This is a genomic window from Mesorhizobium australicum WSM2073, assembly GCF_000230995.2.
In the GTDB taxonomy this organism is placed as follows: Bacteria; Pseudomonadota; Alphaproteobacteria; order Rhizobiales; family Rhizobiaceae; genus Mesorhizobium; species Mesorhizobium australicum.
Genome location: NC_019973.1, coordinates 5,498,989 through 5,516,218, shown reverse-complemented (window position 1 = coordinate 5,516,218; position 17,230 = coordinate 5,498,989). Strand labels below are relative to the sequence as shown.

Sequence of the window (17,230 nt, the reverse complement as noted above, 5' to 3'; positions counted from 1 at the left end):
GATGGCGAACGCGGTTTCAACGGCAAAGCCTTGGCAAAGGTTCCTGTTTTGACTTCCCGCCAGCGCCATGGGCAGCGACGCCCTTCAGCAAGTCGGTGTGTGGCTGCTCATCCTCTTTGGCCTGCCCGATTGGGCAATAGGACCCCCCTCCCATCAACCTGGGGCGCTGAGTACCAGCATTCCCGTTTTATAGACGATAGCCGCACTTGGTGAGAGTGGCTCGAACCTTGTCGCTCGTGCAGGTGACGATGGGACATCTACCTGAAAGTTTCATCAGTCCGCAGTCTTGCCCAATGTGTCGGCGACGACCGCGCCGCGCTCACCCATGGGAACCGCCAGGCCTGTGGTCGAGTCACAGGCTGTCTGATGTTCCATTTCCGCGTTGATGGCGGCGCCGGCGATCAGGATGATGACTGAAATCCATGTCCACATCATCAGGCCGACCACGGCACCGAGCGAGCCGTATGTCGCGTTATAGTTGGCAAAATGCTGGAGGTAGAACGAGAACAGCCACGACGCGATGATCCATGCCGCGGTTGCCGCAAGCGCTCCCCAGCTCAACCATCGCCATTTCGCATGTTCCCGGCTCGGCCCGAAGCGGTAGAGCAAGGAAATGCCGGTTAGGATCGACACTACCAGGATGGGCCATCGAGATACCGCAACCACGGTTTCTGTCCAGGCATCAAGGTAGAAAAAGCGCAACAGCGCCGGGACAACACCCACCGTAAGCAGCAGCACGATGCCGATGAGCAGGGCTCCGACCGTGAACAGGATCGACATCAGATTGAGGGTAATGAACGAGCGTTTCTCACGCTCTTCGTAGGCGATGTTCATCGCGTCGAAGAGCGCCTTCATGCCGCTGTTGGCGCTCCAGAGGGCGATTGTCAGGCCTATGAAAAAGCCTGTGCCGAGAGCGCCTGCTTTCTGGCGGGCCAAGGCCTGCAACTGATCGCGGATAAGATCGAGCCCGCCCTGCGGTAGCAATCCCTGGAGGTAAGCGACATGGTCGGCGACCGTGACCGGGTCCGCGACGAAGCCATAGATCGAGATGAAGGCTGCCAGGGCGGGAAACAAGGCGAGCAGGAGATAGAAGGTTGCGCCGGCAGCCACCAGCAGAACCCGGTCCTTGTTGAACTCTTCCCAAAGTCGCCAGAAGATGTCCTTCCACCCCAGCCCAGTGATTTGAGATGGCCACGTGGCGTCGCGCCCACGGCTTCCTGGCTCCCGCCCTGCCGCGGCGTTGCTGTCCTTCGTTGTCGAGGCCGCGCGGCCGGCTGCTTCCTCATCGATCAGCGAGGGCTGCTTGTCGTTCGGCGGAGAGCCTCGTTGTGGTTTCAAAGCCATTACCGGGTTCGCTGATGTCCAAAGCGTGGCTGACAACGCGGGATGAAGACACCCGTTCCCGATGCGCGGCCGATCACGATTTTCCTCCTTCCCTGCATCTTTTGCGGCCGATCGGCGTTTGAAATTGGTCAAGTGAACGGGTGTGTCCGATGAGAACGACAACCAGGGATAAGCTCAGGGGCGAAGCGGAGTTGTCCGAGGACGCCGACCTGATCGTCAATCGAACAGCCCACTTCATTTCGGATTGGATCGAAGAACACGTCGTTGACGAGCCTATCCCTATGTCCGGCATCGATGCCGCGGAGGAACTCGCAAATCAGTGCGTGGCGGATGCGCAAGATGAGGGGATCGCGGCGCAGGACATCCAGGATGAGGTGGGCGATCTTACTGAATACATCGCGGAAACGATCGATGAAGGGAACGGCTCCCCCTTGGAAGGGGTGGCCACGGCGGCAACCAAAATCGCGGAACCTCGTTTGTCGAGTGTCAACTCGAGGAGATGGCGATGACGAGGTTCCTATCCTTTCTGATCCTGGCAACGGGTCTTGCGCTCACCGCATGTGACAACAACACCGAGCCGACGAAGGCCAACACCGACACCGTCACCAAGAACCCACCAGTCGACCAGGACGCCAGACCGAAGTCGACGACCGGTGGCGATCAGCCAACTGCCCCGGCGACCAAATGAACGTGATTTCCTATTGCTATACGCCGCTGCCGCTTGCGTGGCTGGCCTGACGGATGAGGCTCCGGTCATTCCCCTGGCGCGGCTAGGCTGATGACTGCGGACGCCAGGATTTCCGGAGGGACCGGAACCTCAATCCACTGCCGCGCATTTCGACTTCACGCGTGGAAGACAAATGTCATCCAACCATCAAGACGCTGGCCAAGGAGAATTCAGATGCAAGGTTCAGAAGCGATTTCCAGGCGCCCTATCGGCGGCATGAGCATAGAACCATTCCTCGGCACGGTGACGGTCCGGTTCTCCGACGCGATAGTCGCCGCAAGCGACCGTGCGAAAATTCTTCGGGAGGAGGGCCATGAGCCGGTCTTCTATATCCCCTTCGAGGATATCTATTTCGACCTCCTCGAGAAGACCAACACCACCAGCGAGTGCCCGTTGAAGGGAACAGCGAGCTATTGGCGTGTTCATGCCGTCGGCGGCTCGGCCGATGACTTCATGTGGGCGTATGAGACGCCGGATACCGCGGCCCTGGCCATCGCGCGTCATGGCGCCTTCGATCCGAAAAAGGCACGTATTGACGTCGATCCGAAGGAGGATAAGCGGCACACTCCACATGTCATGGAGTAGGATGCCGCCTCGACCGTCGTTCTTCTTGCTTGCCGGCATGCCGGCAAGTGGCCGCCGCCAGGGTCAGCGGCACCGGTGCGAGTCCGAGCCTTCCCCTCATCGATCCACCCTCCACCAAGAAGCCTCGTTGCGGCCGCTTCGATCGGGTTTAGCCGCGCCTCACCGCCATGCCGGAGCAAAATCACTCTTTCGCGATCAGGCAGGGTTTTGTCGCACTGCATTCGGAACAATGCCCGGAGTGAAAGGTTAGCGGCGAAAGCCAGCCCAGGAGCGAGCCATGTCCGAAACCCTCGTCCCAAAGCCAATTAGCCTCAGCCGGAGACGTTTCATGACGGGCACGGTTTCGGCCGCTGCGGTCGCACCGCTCCTGTCTCCTGAGGCCAAGGCGGAGGAAGTGGCCGCGTCCCGTTCCAAGCTCCGGGAGCCGGTCGTCACCTCGCTTCGTATCAACAGGCAAGCTTACGAGCTTTCGCTCGACACCAGGACCAGCCTGCTCGACGCCTTGCGTGACCACGTTGGGCTGACCGGGACGAAAAAGGGCTGCGACCATGGGCAATGCGGTGCATGCACCGTGCTCGTCGACGGAAAACGGGTCCTCTCCTGCCTGAGCTTCGCGGTGATGATGCAGGGCAAGGATGTGACGACCGTGGAGGGGCTCGCCTCGCGCGACGGCGCCCTGCATCCGATGCAGCAGGCCTTTATCGACCATGACGCCTTCCAGTGCGGCTATTGCACGCCGGGCCAGATTCTGTCGGCCATCGGCTGTGTCAACGAAGGCCACGCCGGTTCCGAGGCCGATATCCGGGAATACATGAGCGGCAACATCTGCCGGTGCGCCGCATACCCCAACATCGTGGCCGCGATCGTGCAGGCTCGCGACGAAACCGGGAGAGCCTGACATGCGTCCTTTCGTTCTCGAGCAACCGGCCAACATCCCGGCGGCTATCGCCCTCGCTTCGAACTTTGCCGCGCCGGATCGGCCGCCGACCCAGTCAGACATGCAATTCATCGCTGGCGGCACCAATCTGGCCGACTACATGAAGCTCGACGTTGCCCGGCCGAACCGCCTGCTCGATCTCAATCGTCTCTCCGAGCCGGCGCTTCGGCAAATCCGCGTCACCGCCGAAGGGGTTCGTTTCGGCGCGCTGGTGCGGATGGGCGAGGCGGCTGACGATAAGGACGTCAAGCTCCACTATCCGGTCATTGCCGACAGCCTCAGGCTGGCAGCCAGCGGCCAACTCCGCAACATGGCCAGCCTTGCCGGCAACGTGCTGCAACGGACGCGGTGCGAGTATTTCAGGGAGATCTCATGGGCCTGCAACAAGCGCCAGCCGGGTTCGGGCTGCGCGGCAATGGACGGTTTCAATAGGCAACACGCGGTGCTGGGCGTCAGTGATGCCTGCATCGCCACCTATCATGGTGATTTCGCCCAGGCACTGATTGCCCTTGACGCCAACCTCCATGTCGAGGGTTCTGGCGGCGCGCGCGAAATCCGGTTCGCCAACCTGCATCGCTTGCCCGGCGATACGCCGCATGTCGAGACCGGCCTCGCCGCTGACGAGATCATCACCGCCATCGACGTGCCCGCGGGTCCTTGGACCCGCCGTTCCCGCTACCTTAAGGTTCGTGACCGCGAATCCTATGCCTTCGCCCTGGCTTCCGCGGCGGTCGCTCTCGACCTCGACGGCAACAACGTCCGCGAGGCACGCATAGCCCTTGGCGGCGTCGCCACGGTGCCGTGGCGGGCGAGGGAAGCGGAAGCGGTCCTGCACGACAAGATGCTGGACGAGGCAATGGCGCGGGCGGCCGCGGAGACGGCTTTCGCCGATGCCAGGCCGCGCGGCCACAATGCGTTCAAGATCGAGCTTGGCAAACGGACGCTGGTGCGGGCGCTCCTCGAAACCCGTGACATGAAGGTGTGATCATGAACGCAGCCGCTCCGCAGCCCAAGGAGAACATGGGTGCCCCGCTGCCGCGCATCGACGGGCGGCTGAAGGTGACCGGCCAGGCGAGTTATCCGGCGGACCTCGCGGCGGCCAATGTCGCCTATGGCGTGCTGGCCACCAGCAGTATCGCCAGGGGCACGGTGACGGCACTTCACCTGGACAATGCCCGAGCGGTGCCGGGCGTGCTCGACATCGTGACCTATGGCGACATGGACGCGGTGGACAAGCCGAAATTCGGCAATACCGCCGCCGCCTCGATCGCGCCGCTGCATGACCGGAAGGTCTTTCACGATGGGCAGATCATTGCCTTGGTGGTCGCCGAGACCTTCGAGGCGGCGGAGCAGGCTGCGCTGCTGATCCGTGCCGACTACGCCGAGGAGAAACCGAGTGCGGGCTTCGACAGCCCTGGAGCAACGACCATTGCCGCCGCGGGCAAAAGCCCGATGTTCAAGGAAGACGTCAAGGTCGGCGATTTCGATGTTGCCTATGCCGCTGCTCCGGTCAGGATCGATGCACGCTATTCGACACCAACGCAGCACCACAATCCGATCGAACTGTTTTCGACGACGGCAATGTGGCAGGGCGATCAACTCACCATTCATGAGCCGTCCCAGAACGTCACCGGCTGGAAGGCCGAACTTGCCAGGCAGTTGAAGATCGATCCGGCGAAGGTGCGCATTGTCAGCCCATACATCGGCGGCGCATTCGGCTCGAAGGGACCGATGACGGCCCGCACGGCGATCGTCGCGGTTGCGGCAAGGCGTCTCGGCCGGCCGGTGCGTTGCGTGGTCAGCCGCATGCAGGCGTTTGGTACCCAGACCTATCGCGCCGAGACCAGGCACCGGATCCGCATGGGCGCCGACAAGGACGGCCGCATAACCGCTTTCGCGCATGAGGGCTGGGAGGTGACATCGCGCCCCGATCCCTACGTGGTCGGGGGAACGTCGGCGACCGGCCGCATGTATGATTACGGCGCGGTGCTTACGCACGTGTCGCTGGTCCAGGCGGACCGCAACACGCCCGGCTACATGCGTTCGCCTCCCGAGACGCCTTACGTCTATGCGCTGGAGAACGCCATGGACGAGATGGCGGTGGCCCTGGCCATGGACCCGGTGGAGTTCCGGAGGGTGAACGAGCCAAAAGCCGAGCCGATTGGAAGAAAGCCGTTCTCGAGCCGCTCGCTGATGCAATGCTACGATCAGGCGGCGGACGCGTTCGGCTGGACGAAACGGGACGCCAAGGTCGGATCGATGCACGACGGCGACTGGTTGATCGGCATGGGTTGCGCGACGGCAGTCTATCCGACCTCGTCGGCTCCCTGCGCTGCGCGCGTATGGCTGACCGTCGACGGCGATGTGCGCGTCCAGAGCGGCTCGCATGAAATCGGCACCGGCGTGCGCACGGTCGCCGGCCAGATGGCAGCAGAGCGCCTCGGTGTCGCCATGGACAGGGTGAGCGTCGAGATGGGCGACAGCACCTTGCCCCCGGCGCCCGTGTCGGGAGGGTCTATCTCCACGGCAAGCGTCTGTTCGGCGGTGCTCAAGGCCTGCGACGCGATCAGGACGAAGCTGTTTGCCGCGGCGAGCGGCGAAGGTGGTGCGCTTGCCGGCGCCCACAATGAGGAACTGGATATCGTTGATGGCAAAATCATTGCCAAGGGCGGCGCTTCGGCAAAGGTCGAGGACGTCTTGAAAACCATGCGGGTGGGGGCGATCGAGGAGTATGCCGAGTATGCGCCCAAGGGGGCGAGCCCCGAAGCGCTCAAGAAGCTCTATGCCGGCCAGCCGGAGTTTCACGGCGGCGAGCAGGACGAGGATTCGGTGAAATATGCATTCGGCGCGGAATTCGTCGAAGTTCGCATCAATCGCCTTACCAGGGAAATCCGCGTGCCGCGCATTGTCGGGGCCTTTGCCGCCGGCCGCATCATGAACACGCGCACGGCGCGCAGCCAACTGATGGGCGGAATGATCTGGGGCATCGGCCAGGCGCTGCATGAGGCGACCGAGGTCGACAGCCGCTATGCCCGCTACGTCAATCGAGATCTGCAGGACTACCTCGTGCCGGTCAATGCCGACATCAAGGATCTCCAGGTGATTCTGGTTCCGGAGATTGACCACGAGGTCAATCCGGCAGGCGTCAAAGGCCTCGGAGAACTGGGCAATGTCGGCACGGCGGCCGCCGTTGCCAGCGCGGTCTACCATGCGACTGGCAAACGCATCCGCGATCTTCCGATCAGGATCGAGCAGCTTATCGTCTGATCTGGCCTACCCCATGGACGGTCCGATTCACGAAATATTACGTGAGGGAACGTCCTGGCCGCCAGCGTCTTTGACCCTTGAGGCGGTTGACCGCCTCGCATAACTCAAAGGAGAAGAAGATGCCCAATCAAGGTGGTAGCCATGAGCAACATGTGAAAGCAGGCCAGCAGAGCCACAAGAACATGGACGATAAGAACCGCCGTCAGCAGCAGGCGGCCGGTGACAACCATCGCCAACAAGGCGGCGACAGCGCCGGCACGAAGCGTGGCGGAACCCATGAACAGCATGTGAGAGCTGGCGAGCAAAGCCACAAGAATCGCTAGCAAACCTGTGTGGCTCCGTGCCCGTCCCGAGCGCTCGGGACGGGCTCTGCATGCGACCGTGCTGGGCAGAGCCGACCCGCACAGTTCGCCGAAAGAGAGACAGATTTGATGCCCGATCCGAGAGAACCCGACCCCAACCGCGACGTACCCATGCCGGCTCCCAATTGGAAGCCCAAGCCGATCGGCGAACCGGAGCCGGAAGGATTGCCCGATGAGGCGCCGTTACCCAATCCTGACGAGAACGAAGAGCCCCCAATGCACGCGGTCGGCTGAGCGGAATCCGCCCGTAGTTTGGTCACTCCTCGTCGAAGCGGCCGCCTTCCCTTGAAGGATCGCGTGACAGCACCGCTTCCTCGACATCGTCGGGCAATGCCTCGTCGCTTTCCTGGTAGGCGTTGTCGTCATCTTCCTCGGGCAATTCGCCGTCGGCCTCGTCTTCCACCTCGACGTCGTCCGGAAGGATTTTCGCGCCTGCTAGCGCGTCCCAGTCCTGCTGCTCTACCGTGGGACCTTCAGTCTCCGTCGGGTCTTCCGTCTGAACTGCGGGTTGCTCTCTTTTGCGGGGGTCCATTGTCGTTCTCCGAAATCCGGGGAGTTTGCCCCGGATCGCCTGAAGCGCCCGGGGCAACAGCTCGCCAGCTAGGCGGCCTGTTCCAGGGCACGCTCGTTGACGCCACCCTCGCCAAGGCTGGAAAGTGCCTCGTCGGTCGCCGTCTCCTCCTCGAGAGTCTCGTTCAGGAGTTTGACCACGTCGCTCTTGCCGAGCTGTTCGGCCCAGGCGATCAGCGTCCCGTAGCGCGCGATCTCGTAGTGTTCGACGGCCTGCGCCGCTCCGACTAGCCCAGCATCCAGCGCGGGGTCGCCCTTGTATTCCTGGAGGATTTCCGAACCCTCCTCGATGATGCCGTCGATGGCCGGACAGGTCTTGCCCCGGGCCGGCTTGTCGAGGAGTTCGAAGATCTGTTCGAGGCGGTCGACCTGGCCCTCGGTTTCCTGCAGGTGTTTCTCGAATGCTGCCGAAACATCTTCGGATTCGGCGCCTTTTGCCATTTTCGGCAGCGCCTTCAGGATTTTCTTCTCGGCGTAGTAGATGTCCTTCAGCCCGTCGAGGAACAGGGCTTCAAGCCCTTTCGTTGCCGCTTTCTTCGCAGTCGCCATGATTGTCATCTCCAATTGTCGTGAAGCCCACCAGCGGTGTAGCTGGAGCACAACTTGCCGTGAGGACGGTTGTTCCAGCCATCTCGCAAAGAGGCGACCGCTGCGTAGGCTCTCATCGCGACCGGGCTTCGCAAGCGCGTCCGCGGCACGAACTCCATCACTGGATCTGTTGCATGGTGCATTGACGCGGCGCCTTGTCCGGCCGCCAGCGCAACAGTTTGGTGCCATGCCGGAACCTGTCGCCGGTGACATGGTCGAAGCGGACCTCGACCACCAGTTCCGGCCGCAGGGGCTCCCATTCGCCGCTGCGCTGCGTGCTCCAGCGGCTAGGCCCGCCCGGCGCCTTGCCGGTGAAGCCGGGTCCGCCACGCAGCTTTTCCAGCTTTCGGGTGACGCCAGCCCGGTCATCCCTGCCGATGGTCGAGGTAAAGCCGACATGGTCGAGCTTGCCCCTATCATCGTAAAGGCCGAGCAGGAGCGAGCCGACCTCCTTGCTGCCGGTCAGATAGCGGAATCCTCCAACCACGCAGTCGGCCGTACGCAACCGTTTGACCTTGACCATCGCGCGTTCCCCTGGACGGTAGGGGTCGGCCAGCAATTTGGCGACCACGCCGTCGGTGGAACCATGACCGGCTTCCTCAAGCCAGCGTCTGGCGGCCGCCGGATCGGTCGTGCTGGGCGATAGCCGCAAGCCAGGCTCGGCGTAGTCCTGAACGAAGCCCTCGACCGCCCGGCGTCGTTGCGACAACGGCTCGCCGAGCAGGATCGTGCCGCCCGGCGCGACCGGCATGTCGAACAGGATCAGCCGGGCAGGCGTTTGCGCGCTCAGCTTGCGGATGCGGCTTTCGGCTGGGTGAAGCCGCATCTGCAGCGCGTCGAAAGAAAGCTGGCCTTCGAGCTCGATGACGATCTCGCCATCGACCACGAAATTGCGGGCCTTGACTTGCCGCAGCATGGCGACGAGCTCCGGGAAGTAACGACCGAGCGGTTTGCCGGATTTGGCGCGCAAGTCGACATCCGTGTCGCCTTTGAAGGCGAGGCAGCGAAACCCGTCCCATTTGGGCTCGTATTGCCAAAAGCCCTCCCCATCCGGCAGAGCGTCGGCTGCCTTGGCCTCCATGGGGGGCGTGTTCAGGGGTAGGGCAAAGCTGTCCGTCATTGCCTTACGTCGCTTTCTGGGGCACGCGCCAGCGGCGAAGCCCGCCAACCGGCACCCGCGGCAGCTTCAGGCACCGAGATCGATCAAAGCCACGCCGAATTCGGCTCGCTTGCGGCGGCGCAGGTGACCCGGCGCTTCCACCACGGTGATTTCCAATGTCGGCCGAACGGTGCCTTCGAGCAGATGGCCGCCTTTGGTCGTGCCGTCGCTCAAGCCAAGCACCGCGTGGACATGAAGGCTTGGCTTGCCATCATCGCCCGTCGCGACATCACCGATCGCGCTCAGGACCTCGCATTGTTCGTCGATCGGGATTTTTCGATAGCTCTTCGCCTCCAGGTCGAACCAACCGACGGTGGCCCGTTGGAACGCGCCGATCGCCGTCAGGGAGGCGCTGCCGATCTTCTGCTCGACCGCGAAGCTGGTCAGTGCCGCGAACGCTTCCTCGCCCGGGTCGAGCACCACGACAAATGTCCGTTGGCCATTGGCCTCGTTGACGAGTCGCGATTTCATGCCGGCGTCCAATCCTCGCGGTCGGTCAGTGGGCGTGGTGTTCGGCGTTCCTCTTGCGGGTCGCCGCCGCCTTCTTTGCCGATTCGGACCGGCTGGCGGCCGATCGGGAAGCGGACGCCTTTCCGCCGCTTTTGCCGCCCTTGTGCGCCGCTGGGTGACCTGTGTGCTTGCCACGCCCGGAGCCGCCTTCCTTCTTGCCGCCACCATCGTCCTTGTTGACCGTCGCCCATGCGCGCCGCTCGGCTTCCTTGTCGGAGACGCCACGCTTCTCGTAGCCTTCGGCAATATGGTCGGCCTTGCGTTCCTGCTTGTCGGTGTATTTGGATTTATCGCCTCGGGGCATGATCGTTTCTCCTTCTCGATGGAGGTTGAACGCCAAGTCGGCGCCCGGGTTCCAATCGCGGTCAGCCTTGCCCGACACACCCTGTCGCGGCGGCTGTTGCAACCAGGCAGGTTTAACCGATCGCGAACCTGACCACCGCCGCCAGGATCAGGATGCCGACCAGTCCTGCCACGAAGATGATCCGGCGCGTGCGGGTTCGCAGGATGATCTCGCCTTGCGAAGCCTGGCGCGCGGAGAAGACAGGTCCATTTTCGCCGGGTCCGTCTTTGTCGTCTTTGCCATGCCGGTCGTCGCTCATGACCGCCTCCTGTCGGGCTGTTACGCCTCTGGCGCCGTCGCGGGTGCCGTGTAGCGCCGCCGAACGGCATCGAGCACCCGTTTGCGGCTCTCGTCCGCCGAAAGCTTGCTGTCCTTTTCCGCCTCGGCGGTTTCGCGGGCGAGGTCCTTGTCCCTGATCTGGTGGCGGAACCATTTCGAATAGTCGCCCGCGCGCAAATGGAACTCCCAGGTCTTGTCGTCTATGCCTTCGGCCATCTGAGCAAAGATCATCAGATTATGGGCCCTGAGGTTCATCGCGTCGTCGGGACCGCGGAAATAGAAGCTGCCGGTCTCATCGAGTTGACCCTCGGCATATTTACGGCTGTGGCGCTTGAGCGACTGGCGAGGTTCTATGACCTTGACCGTCGTGAGTTTTTTGCGCGCCCCCGGCCGCCAGAACAGAACCCGATCGCCCTTGGGCGTGGGAATGTCCTTCGGCGGCTCGATGCCGGTCTCATGGCAGAAGGTCTTCACCACGTCCTTCGCCTTCGGGCCAAGGGCGATGACGGCCGTCATCAGGCGCAGGGCGTCGGTCGAAATCGCCTCGGGATGGACGGTGATCAGGATCGTGCCCGGCAGTTCCAGGGAGAGCACGGCGCGGGTGTCGTCGCGCCGCTTCGGAAGAAGATGGTGCGCTTCGTCGATGACCAGCCAATGCGGCCTTGCGGTGCGGCGACGGAAACTGCCAAGGTCAGGCAGCAGGTCGGCAAAGAAGTCTGGCCGTTCGTTGACACGCAGCGCCAGCCCGTTGACGACGACATTGCTGTCGGCCTTGGCGATCAGGTCGAGCACCTGCGCCTTTGTCGGCGCGCTCGATGCATCCCCCAGCCGAACGGCGCCCTCGAGGCCGTCATAGTCACCCTCCGGGTCGAAGACGCAAAACTGAAATTGGCTGTCGACGAAGCGTTCCGTCAGTGCGGTGGCCAAAGTGGATTTGCCGATGCCCGAACTGCCGGCGATGAGCACGCTTTCGGTCGGCGACAGATAGATGTCATCGCCACCGGACGATCCCAGAACAATCCCGCCATGACGCTTCGGCACGATCCCGTGGTCGCTTTTTATCAGCTTGGCGATCAGTTCCTCGACGCCTTTGCCGCGTGCGCCGCGCGTAACCAGGTCCGCGGTGCTTTTGACCGCGGGAATGGCATTGTCGACCGCAACGCTGCAGCCGCAGGCCTTCAGGAAGGCGTGATCGTTCTCGGCGTCGCCGATACCCACAACATTGTGCGGCGACAGGTGAAGGTCCTCGAGCGCGGCCGCCAGACCGGTGGCCTTGTTGACGCCGCTCGGCAGGATCATCACCGCGCCCTTGTTGAAGATGATTTCGAGTTCGAGCCCCATCTTCTTGATGACCTCGAGCACGGTCGCCTGATGCGGTTCCCAGGTGGCGACGATCGACCGCCCCACGGAAAGTGGCTTCACCCCCTGCTTTTTCAGCCTGGCGACGAATTCGGGCTCCGGCGATGGTGAGATCGCCCGCTCTTCCTCGCTAGCCGGTGTGTAGATCAAGGCGCCGTTTTCGGCGACGACCTTGTCGAACAGGCCGACATCGGGAAACACGCGCTTGAGGTCGGGCAACTCGCGGCCAGTGACCAGAAGCAGTTTGCGGCCACTTTTCTTGAACCGCTCCAGTGCCGCGAGCGTCTTGTTGGAGACCGTCCCGTCATGTGCGAGCGTCCCGTCATAGTCGGTCGCCAGGGCAATGAAATACATTGCGCTGACCTCAGTAGCCGCCGACGATCGGCAGGATCTCGCCGGTGATGTAACTCGAGCAGTGCGGGGAGGCGAGGAAGACATAGGCGGGAGCCAGTTCCTCCGGTTGGGCCGGCCGTTTCATCGGCGTGTCGGCGCCAAATTTCGAGACGTCGTCGGCTTCCTTGTCGGACGGATTGAGCGGCGTCCACACCGGGCCAGGCGCGACCGCGTTCACCCTGATGCCCTTGGCGATGAGGTTGCCCGAAAGCGCGCGCGTGAAGGCATGGATGCCGCCCTTGGTCATCGAATAGTCGACCAGCTGCTTCGAGCCTTCTATGCCGGTAACCGAACCCGTGTTGACGATCGCCGAGCCCGGCTTCATGTGGGGCACGGCTTCCTGCGCCATATGGAAATAGCCATAGAGATTGGTCTTCAGCGTCGTGTCGAAATGTTCTTCGGTCAGGTTGCCGAAGTCGCTGGAATGGATCTGGAAGGCGGCGTTGTTGACCAGCACGTCGATGCGGCCGAATGTTTCGACCGTGGTCGCCACGGCATCGTGGCAGTCCTGGCGTTCACTGACGTCGGCCTTCAACAGGATGCAGCGTCGGCCTTCTTTTTCGACAGCGGATTTTGTCTCCTCGGCATCCCTGTCCTCGGCCAGATAGACGACTGCGATGTCGGCGCCTTCGCGAGCGAACAAAACCGCGACCGCGCGGCCGATACCCGAATCGCCACCAGTGATGAGAGCCACCTTCCCTTCGAGTTTCTTTGATCCGACATAGTAGGGTGCATCGTAGAGCGGAGCAGGCTCGATCGTCGCTTCATGCCCGGGTTTCGCCTGATGTTGCTTGGGGAAGGGCGGCTCGGGATAGGGGCGCGCGCCTGCCTGCATGGCGTGCTCCGCCTTTCCGTTGCGCTTCGATTTGTCCTTGGCATCGATCCCGCGCTGGATATGGCGCTGCTTGGCGACTTCACCGGCCGTTTGTGACTTCGTCTGCATGGTCGTCTCCTCGGCTGAAGAAAGTTCAACGCGCGGCAGACCGGCGGTCTGCGCGGCGCATGGCTTGTCAGAAGGTATCGCCCCCGTCCGCGTCAGTCCTTGACATAGGCGCCGGGTTGGCGGCCCGACCTTGGAGCCTTCGCGTCCTTCGAGTGCTCGGAGATCGCCGGACCCGCGCCGGATGTCTTCTCCGTTGCGGGGCTGGGCGTCGCCTTGGGAGGCGGGTTCTGTCCTTCTGACTGGTGTGTCTCTTCATTTGTCTGATCCGCCGGTCGCGTAAGCCCCATTCCGCCTGCCGGCGGCTTGTTGCCCGCTGCGTCAACCGAGAAATCATCGTTCGGATCCGGGCCGGTCCTGGCGGGATACTTCCGTGCGCCCGTTTCATATTCGGTTCTGTCGCGTGCCATGGCTTCCTCCGTATTTGGCTGAACGGAAAACAGCCGCCGGGCGATCAGGTTCCGAACAAACGGTGATGGTCCCCCTTTTCGCCACCGGTCGCATCGCCCTTCGCGTGGGACGGCTGCCAAGTGCATCTGGATCGGGTGACGTCATCATCCGGCATGCAGGCGGGCGATCTGGCTCCCGGGAGAAAAATCTTTTCCGATTTCGTCCCACGGCGACCGTGAATTCCTTTTGTTCGGCAGTAATGTCTATAAAAACTATGGGCATTGGCAAACTGGTTCGAAAAGATCACAGGGCATCCATCATGACCAATCCGGCCATTGTCGGCTTCTCCGGCAATTTCACGCGGCCCTCCAAGACCCGTGGCTTCGTGGACCATATCGTGACGGAGATCGCCGGACGATACGGCCTCGCCGCCAGCACCCATGACATCGTCGATCTCGGTCCCAGCCTTGGCAATGCCAAAGCCACTCGGGACCTGGACGAGCAGGCCCGCGCCGTCCTCGAGCGGATCCTGACCGCCGATGTCCTGGTGGTCGGCTCGCCCACCTACAAAGGCAGCTATACCGGGCTGTTCAAGCATTTCTTCGATCTAGTCGATCCGGCGGCCCTCAGGGGCAAGCCGGTGCTGCTGGCGGCGACCGGCGGCGGCGATCGCCATGCATTGATCGTCGAGCATCAGCTGCGGCCGCTGTTCGGCTTTTTCGAAGCCTTTGCGCTGCCGACGGCCATATACGCCTCGGAGAAAGATTTCGCTGATGGCGTGCTGGCATCCGAAGCGATCCAGACCCGCATTGGCCTCGCCGTGGACGATGTCGGTCTGGCGCTCTTCGGCCGGCAGCGCGCCAGGATAGCCGCCGAGTAGCGTGCTCGGAACATATCCCGCTCCGACCGCTGGCGCGCTGAAGCGCTTGGCTGAAGCCCGGCCGTTGAACGCGCCTGCGCGCCGCAGGGCGACCTGCAGTGCACCGGTCGCAATCAGCGGGCGCTGATGCTCCGCATGCATGGACGACCACGCCCGAAGATTGTCCGATGCCAAGACCGGAGCATAGCGGCGTGCTCTTCCGTTATCGGCCGAACCGGTCCTTCACCCGGCCCGAAAGGATCGCCGCCCTGACGCCAAGCGGCCAGAAGCGGTGGAGCCGGATTGGCTTCAGCCCCGATATCGGCATCGGGAAGGCAGTGGTCTCGTCGCCGCGAAGGCGGTTTGCCAGCGCATCGCCCATCGCCGAGGCCATGGCAACACCGCGGCCATTGTAGCCAAGGCAGATCAGCACGCCGTCTTCCGGCTCGTGAACGTGTAGAAGATGGTCCTTGGTGACCGCGACCCGGCCGTTCCAGCCATGTGTCCACCCCGCTCCAGCAAGCGCCGGCCAGAGCCGTAGCGCATAGTCGGTGAGATAGCGGATGGCGGAAGCATCGCCGATGGGCCTCATCGGTCCCCGTCCGCCCATGAGGAGCCGGTTCTGGACGTCGATGCGGTAATAGACGGTGATGTTGCCGGCTTCGTAGACGACCGGCCTTTCGGGAAGAATTGCGGCCGCGACCGTGGGCGACAGCGGTTCGGTCGCTGCGATGGCGCTGAACACCGGAACCAGCGACTGCTCCAGGCCAGGCCACAAGTTTCCCGTGTAGCCGTTCGTCGCCACAAGGACCTTCTCGGCGCTGACGGATCCGTTTGCGGTCTCGAGGAGCCAGCGCCCGGCCTGCCTGCTGAGCGAGAGAACCTCGCTGCCGCCAAATATCCGCGCGCCGGCCTTCCGCGCGGCGGCCGCCAGGCCACGCGCGTATTTCAAGGGATGGAGGTCGCCGCCGCGAGCATCGAACATGCCGAACATGTATCTGTCCGTGCCGGTTCGCGCCGCCATCGCTTTTGCGTCAAGCAAGCCGACCGGCATCCCCCGCCGCTCGCATTGGTTGGCCGTGGCCCGCACCGCGGCTGCCGGCTGCGGCCGGATGGCCGCGCGTATGGTGCCGTTCTGCCGGACCTCGCAATCGATCGACAGGCGCTTGATGAGGCTGAAGGTGAAATCCGGAGCACCGTAGGAGAAGTCGATCATCCGCGACCCCAGCTCGGGGCCGAACATGGCTTCGATCGTGTCGGGATCGTATTTGAGGCCGGGATTGACCTGGCCGCCATTCCTGCCCGAGGCTCCCCATCCCGGCTGATAGGCCTCGAGCACGCAGACGTCGTCGCCGGCTTCCGCCAGATGCAAGGCAGTCGACAGGCCGGTCAAGCCAGCGCCGACAATGGCGACCCTTGCCCGCTGCGCGCCGGCAAGGGAGGGGTAGTTGCCGGTGCCGCCAGCCGTATCGCGATAGAGGCTCCGGGGCGGGCTGCTTTCGTTCATGGACGAGGCTCTCACGACAAGGCGGCCGGCTCGAGGGGCACGATAGCTTTCAATGGCCGATATCCCGCACGCGCGGCAGACCCAGACTTTCGTGTCGGGTACGCCAGGCAATTCTGCTTGCTTTCGGGAGGTTACGACATTTGCGACAGGGCTGCCGCCCGTGGCATCTCGTATGAAGAGCCAACTACGCGATCCTGGTGCGGCGGCTGACGTCACGTTATCGCAATCAGCTTTGTTTGTATATGCTTGTATATGTAAGTCGATCTGGTAGTCTCTGGGCTATGGAGCGGCCAAGGAGGATCACATGCGCGACGCTTCTCTTTTCGACCTCTCCGGCAGGAAGGCGCTTGTCACCGGCGCCAGCCGTGGCATTGGCCGCAGCATCGCCGGGGCGCTGAGCGCGGCCGGCGCCGACGTCGCGGTCACGGCGCGTAGCCTGGACTCGCTTGACGAGACGACGGCGGCCATCCGCGCGGCCGGCGGGGTTGCGCACGCCATTGCGCTTGACGTGACCGATGTCGACCAGTGCCGCACGGTTATCGCCGAGGCAGCCCGCCTGCTTGGCGGCTTCGACATTCTCGTCAACAATGCCGGAGTGGAAGAGGTCCGGCCCTCGCTCGACGTTGACGAGCCGCTGTGGGACCGGATCGTCGATACCAATCTCAAAGGGGCGTTCTTCTGCGCCCAGGCGGCGGCACGGCAGATGCGGGACGCCGGGCGGCCCGGCGCCATCATCAACCTCTGCTCGTTGACTTCAGAAGTCGGCATTCCGACGGCGGTGCCATACGGCTCGTCCAAGTCGGGCCTGCTCGGCATGACCCGGGCGCTGGCAGCGGAATGGGCGCAGCTTGGCATCAGGGTCAACGCCATCGCCCCGGGCTATTTCAGGACGGCGATGACGGAGGTGTTCTACGCCGACGAAGCGTGGCGGCAATCCATGCTCGCCAAAATCCCGCAGCATCGTTTCGGCGATCTGCGCGATCTGCACGGCGTCGCCGTGTTCCTTGCTTCGGATGCCTCAGCCTACATTACCGGCCAGTCCATTCCGGTGGATGGCGGTTTCCTCGCATCGATCTGAGGCGACTCGCCCAGGTTAGAGAACAAAGTCTTC

19 protein-coding genes are annotated in these 17,230 nt (G+C 63.1%); 9 read left to right on the top strand and 10 right to left on the bottom strand.

Annotated elements, in window-relative coordinates; all coding sequences use genetic code 11:
• Window positions 1–273: 273 nt before the first annotated feature.
• On the bottom strand, window positions 274–1,344 hold the full coding sequence (locus MESAU_RS26535; protein WP_015319118.1) for a YihY/virulence factor BrkB family protein: 1,071 nt from the start codon (window positions 1,342–1,344) through the stop codon (window positions 274–276).
• A gap of 149 nt (window positions 1,345–1,493) precedes the next feature.
• Between MESAU_RS26535 and MESAU_RS29655 the strand changes: the two genes are divergently transcribed.
• The 7 genes from MESAU_RS29655 to MESAU_RS30505 all read left to right on the top strand — a co-directional run bounded on the left by MESAU_RS29655 (window position 1,494) and on the right by MESAU_RS30505 (window position 7,183).
• Window positions 1,494–1,853 (top strand): DUF768 domain-containing protein, encoded by a 360-nt coding sequence (locus tag MESAU_RS29655; protein WP_015319117.1) that lies wholly within the window; start codon window positions 1,494–1,496, stop codon window positions 1,851–1,853.
• Window positions 1,850–2,032 (top strand): hypothetical protein, encoded by a 183-nt coding sequence (locus MESAU_RS26525; protein WP_015319116.1) that lies wholly within the window; start codon window positions 1,850–1,852, stop codon window positions 2,030–2,032. The genes MESAU_RS29655 and MESAU_RS26525 overlap by 4 nt, the downstream gene beginning before the upstream one ends.
• A gap of 213 nt (window positions 2,033–2,245) precedes the next feature.
• Window positions 2,246–2,656, top strand: a complete 411-nt coding sequence (locus MESAU_RS26520) for a DUF427 domain-containing protein (RefSeq protein WP_015319115.1) — start codon at window positions 2,246–2,248, stop codon at window positions 2,654–2,656.
• Window positions 2,657–2,933: 277 nt separating this feature from the next.
• On the top strand, window positions 2,934–3,554 hold the full coding sequence (locus MESAU_RS26515) for a (2Fe-2S)-binding protein (RefSeq protein ID WP_015319114.1): 621 nt from the start codon (window positions 2,934–2,936) through the stop codon (window positions 3,552–3,554).
• A 1-nt stretch (window position 3,555) separates the two neighbouring features.
• Entirely contained in the window at window positions 3,556–4,578 is a 1,023-nt protein-coding gene (locus MESAU_RS26510; protein ID WP_015319113.1) for an FAD binding domain-containing protein, read from the top strand.
• A 2-nt stretch (window positions 4,579–4,580) separates the two neighbouring features.
• On the top strand, window positions 4,581–6,860 hold the full coding sequence (locus MESAU_RS26505; RefSeq protein ID WP_015319112.1) for a xanthine dehydrogenase family protein molybdopterin-binding subunit: 2,280 nt from the start codon (window positions 4,581–4,583) through the stop codon (window positions 6,858–6,860).
• Between the two features lie 119 nt (window positions 6,861–6,979).
• Entirely contained in the window at window positions 6,980–7,183 is a 204-nt protein-coding gene (locus tag MESAU_RS30505; RefSeq protein WP_015319111.1) for a hypothetical protein, read from the top strand.
• Between the two features lie 295 nt (window positions 7,184–7,478).
• Here the strand turns inward: MESAU_RS30505 and MESAU_RS26495 are convergent, their stop codons facing one another.
• From MESAU_RS26495 to MESAU_RS26460, 8 genes are all read right to left on the bottom strand, one after another.
• A complete protein-coding gene (locus MESAU_RS26495) occupies window positions 7,479–7,754 on the bottom strand; it encodes a hypothetical protein (protein WP_015319109.1) in 276 nt (91 codons plus the stop codon).
• Window positions 7,755–7,822: 68 nt separating this feature from the next.
• Window positions 7,823–8,341, bottom strand: coding sequence for a YciE/YciF ferroxidase family protein (locus MESAU_RS26490; RefSeq protein WP_015319108.1), 519 nt, complete (start codon window positions 8,339–8,341; stop codon window positions 7,823–7,825).
• A gap of 157 nt (window positions 8,342–8,498) precedes the next feature.
• Window positions 8,499–9,500, bottom strand: coding sequence for an ATP-dependent DNA ligase (locus tag MESAU_RS26485; RefSeq protein ID WP_015319107.1), 1,002 nt, complete (start codon window positions 9,498–9,500; stop codon window positions 8,499–8,501).
• A 66-nt stretch (window positions 9,501–9,566) separates the two neighbouring features.
• Window positions 9,567–10,010 (bottom strand): PPC domain-containing DNA-binding protein, encoded by a 444-nt coding sequence (locus tag MESAU_RS26480; RefSeq protein WP_015319106.1) that lies wholly within the window; start codon window positions 10,008–10,010, stop codon window positions 9,567–9,569.
• A gap of 25 nt (window positions 10,011–10,035) precedes the next feature.
• Window positions 10,036–10,353 (bottom strand): hypothetical protein, encoded by a 318-nt coding sequence (locus MESAU_RS26475; RefSeq protein ID WP_015319105.1) that lies wholly within the window; start codon window positions 10,351–10,353, stop codon window positions 10,036–10,038.
• A 112-nt stretch (window positions 10,354–10,465) separates the two neighbouring features.
• Entirely contained in the window at window positions 10,466–10,651 is a 186-nt protein-coding gene (locus MESAU_RS26470; protein WP_015319104.1) for a hypothetical protein, read from the bottom strand.
• 20 nt (window positions 10,652–10,671) lie between these two features.
• A complete protein-coding gene (locus tag MESAU_RS26465; protein ID WP_015319103.1) occupies window positions 10,672–12,384 on the bottom strand; it encodes an HAD family hydrolase in 1,713 nt (570 codons plus the stop codon).
• Between the two features lie 10 nt (window positions 12,385–12,394).
• Window positions 12,395–13,366 (bottom strand): SDR family oxidoreductase, encoded by a 972-nt coding sequence (locus MESAU_RS26460; protein ID WP_015319102.1) that lies wholly within the window; start codon window positions 13,364–13,366, stop codon window positions 12,395–12,397.
• 706 nt (window positions 13,367–14,072) lie between these two features.
• On the opposite strand from MESAU_RS26460, the gene msuE reads away from it, so the two are divergent.
• Window positions 14,073–14,633 (top strand): FMN reductase, encoded by a 561-nt coding sequence (gene msuE / locus MESAU_RS26450; protein ID WP_015319100.1) that lies wholly within the window; start codon window positions 14,073–14,075, stop codon window positions 14,631–14,633.
• 202 nt (window positions 14,634–14,835) lie between these two features.
• On the opposite strand, the gene MESAU_RS26445 is transcribed toward msuE, so the two are convergent.
• Window positions 14,836–16,119 carry an NAD(P)/FAD-dependent oxidoreductase gene (locus MESAU_RS26445; RefSeq protein WP_015319099.1) on the bottom strand — a complete coding sequence of 428 codons (1,284 nt, stop codon included), beginning with the start codon at window positions 16,117–16,119 and terminating at the stop codon, window positions 14,836–14,838.
• A 304-nt stretch (window positions 16,120–16,423) separates the two neighbouring features.
• Here MESAU_RS26445 and MESAU_RS26440 point away from each other — a divergent pair, with 304 nt between their 5' ends.
• Complete coding sequence (locus MESAU_RS26440) at window positions 16,424–17,197, top strand: SDR family NAD(P)-dependent oxidoreductase (protein WP_015319098.1); 774 nt, start codon at window positions 16,424–16,426, stop codon at window positions 17,195–17,197.
• The last annotated feature ends 33 nt before the right edge of the window (window positions 17,198–17,230 follow it).

Coding starts and splice junctions, on each gene's coding strand:
- MESAU_RS26520 (WP_015319115.1), top strand. CDS start 2,246: ATGCAAGGTTCAGAAGCGATTTCCAGGCGCCCTATCGGCGGCATGAGC.
- MESAU_RS26515 (WP_015319114.1), top strand. CDS start 2,934: ATGTCCGAAACCCTCGTCCCAAAGCCAATTAGCCTCAGCCGGAGACGT.
- MESAU_RS26490 (WP_015319108.1), bottom strand. CDS start 8,341: ATGGCGACTGCGAAGAAAGCGGCAACGAAAGGGCTTGAAGCCCTGTTC.
- msuE (WP_015319100.1), top strand. CDS start 14,073: ATGACCAATCCGGCCATTGTCGGCTTCTCCGGCAATTTCACGCGGCCC.
- MESAU_RS26485 (WP_015319107.1), bottom strand. CDS start 9,500: ATGACGGACAGCTTTGCCCTACCCCTGAACACGCCCCCCATGGAGGCC.
- MESAU_RS26480 (WP_015319106.1), bottom strand. CDS start 10,010: ATGAAATCGCGACTCGTCAACGAGGCCAATGGCCAACGGACATTTGTC.
- MESAU_RS26495 (WP_015319109.1), bottom strand. CDS start 7,754: ATGGACCCCCGCAAAAGAGAGCAACCCGCAGTTCAGACGGAAGACCCG.
- MESAU_RS26470 (WP_015319104.1), bottom strand. CDS start 10,651: ATGAGCGACGACCGGCATGGCAAAGACGACAAAGACGGACCCGGCGAA.
- MESAU_RS26440 (WP_015319098.1), top strand. CDS start 16,424: ATGCGCGACGCTTCTCTTTTCGACCTCTCCGGCAGGAAGGCGCTTGTC.
- MESAU_RS30505 (WP_015319111.1), top strand. CDS start 6,980: ATGCCCAATCAAGGTGGTAGCCATGAGCAACATGTGAAAGCAGGCCAG.
- MESAU_RS26510 (WP_015319113.1), top strand. CDS start 3,556: ATGCGTCCTTTCGTTCTCGAGCAACCGGCCAACATCCCGGCGGCTATC.
- MESAU_RS26475 (WP_015319105.1), bottom strand. CDS start 10,353: ATGCCCCGAGGCGATAAATCCAAATACACCGACAAGCAGGAACGCAAG.
- MESAU_RS26460 (WP_015319102.1), bottom strand. CDS start 13,366: ATGCAGACGAAGTCACAAACGGCCGGTGAAGTCGCCAAGCAGCGCCAT.
- MESAU_RS26525 (WP_015319116.1), top strand. CDS start 1,850: ATGACGAGGTTCCTATCCTTTCTGATCCTGGCAACGGGTCTTGCGCTC.
- MESAU_RS26445 (WP_015319099.1), bottom strand. CDS start 16,119: ATGAACGAAAGCAGCCCGCCCCGGAGCCTCTATCGCGATACGGCTGGC.
- MESAU_RS26535 (WP_015319118.1), bottom strand. CDS start 1,344: ATGGCTTTGAAACCACAACGAGGCTCTCCGCCGAACGACAAGCAGCCC.
- MESAU_RS26505 (WP_015319112.1), top strand. CDS start 4,581: ATGAACGCAGCCGCTCCGCAGCCCAAGGAGAACATGGGTGCCCCGCTG.
- MESAU_RS29655 (WP_015319117.1), top strand. CDS start 1,494: ATGAGAACGACAACCAGGGATAAGCTCAGGGGCGAAGCGGAGTTGTCC.
- MESAU_RS26465 (WP_015319103.1), bottom strand. CDS start 12,384: ATGTATTTCATTGCCCTGGCGACCGACTATGACGGGACGCTCGCACAT.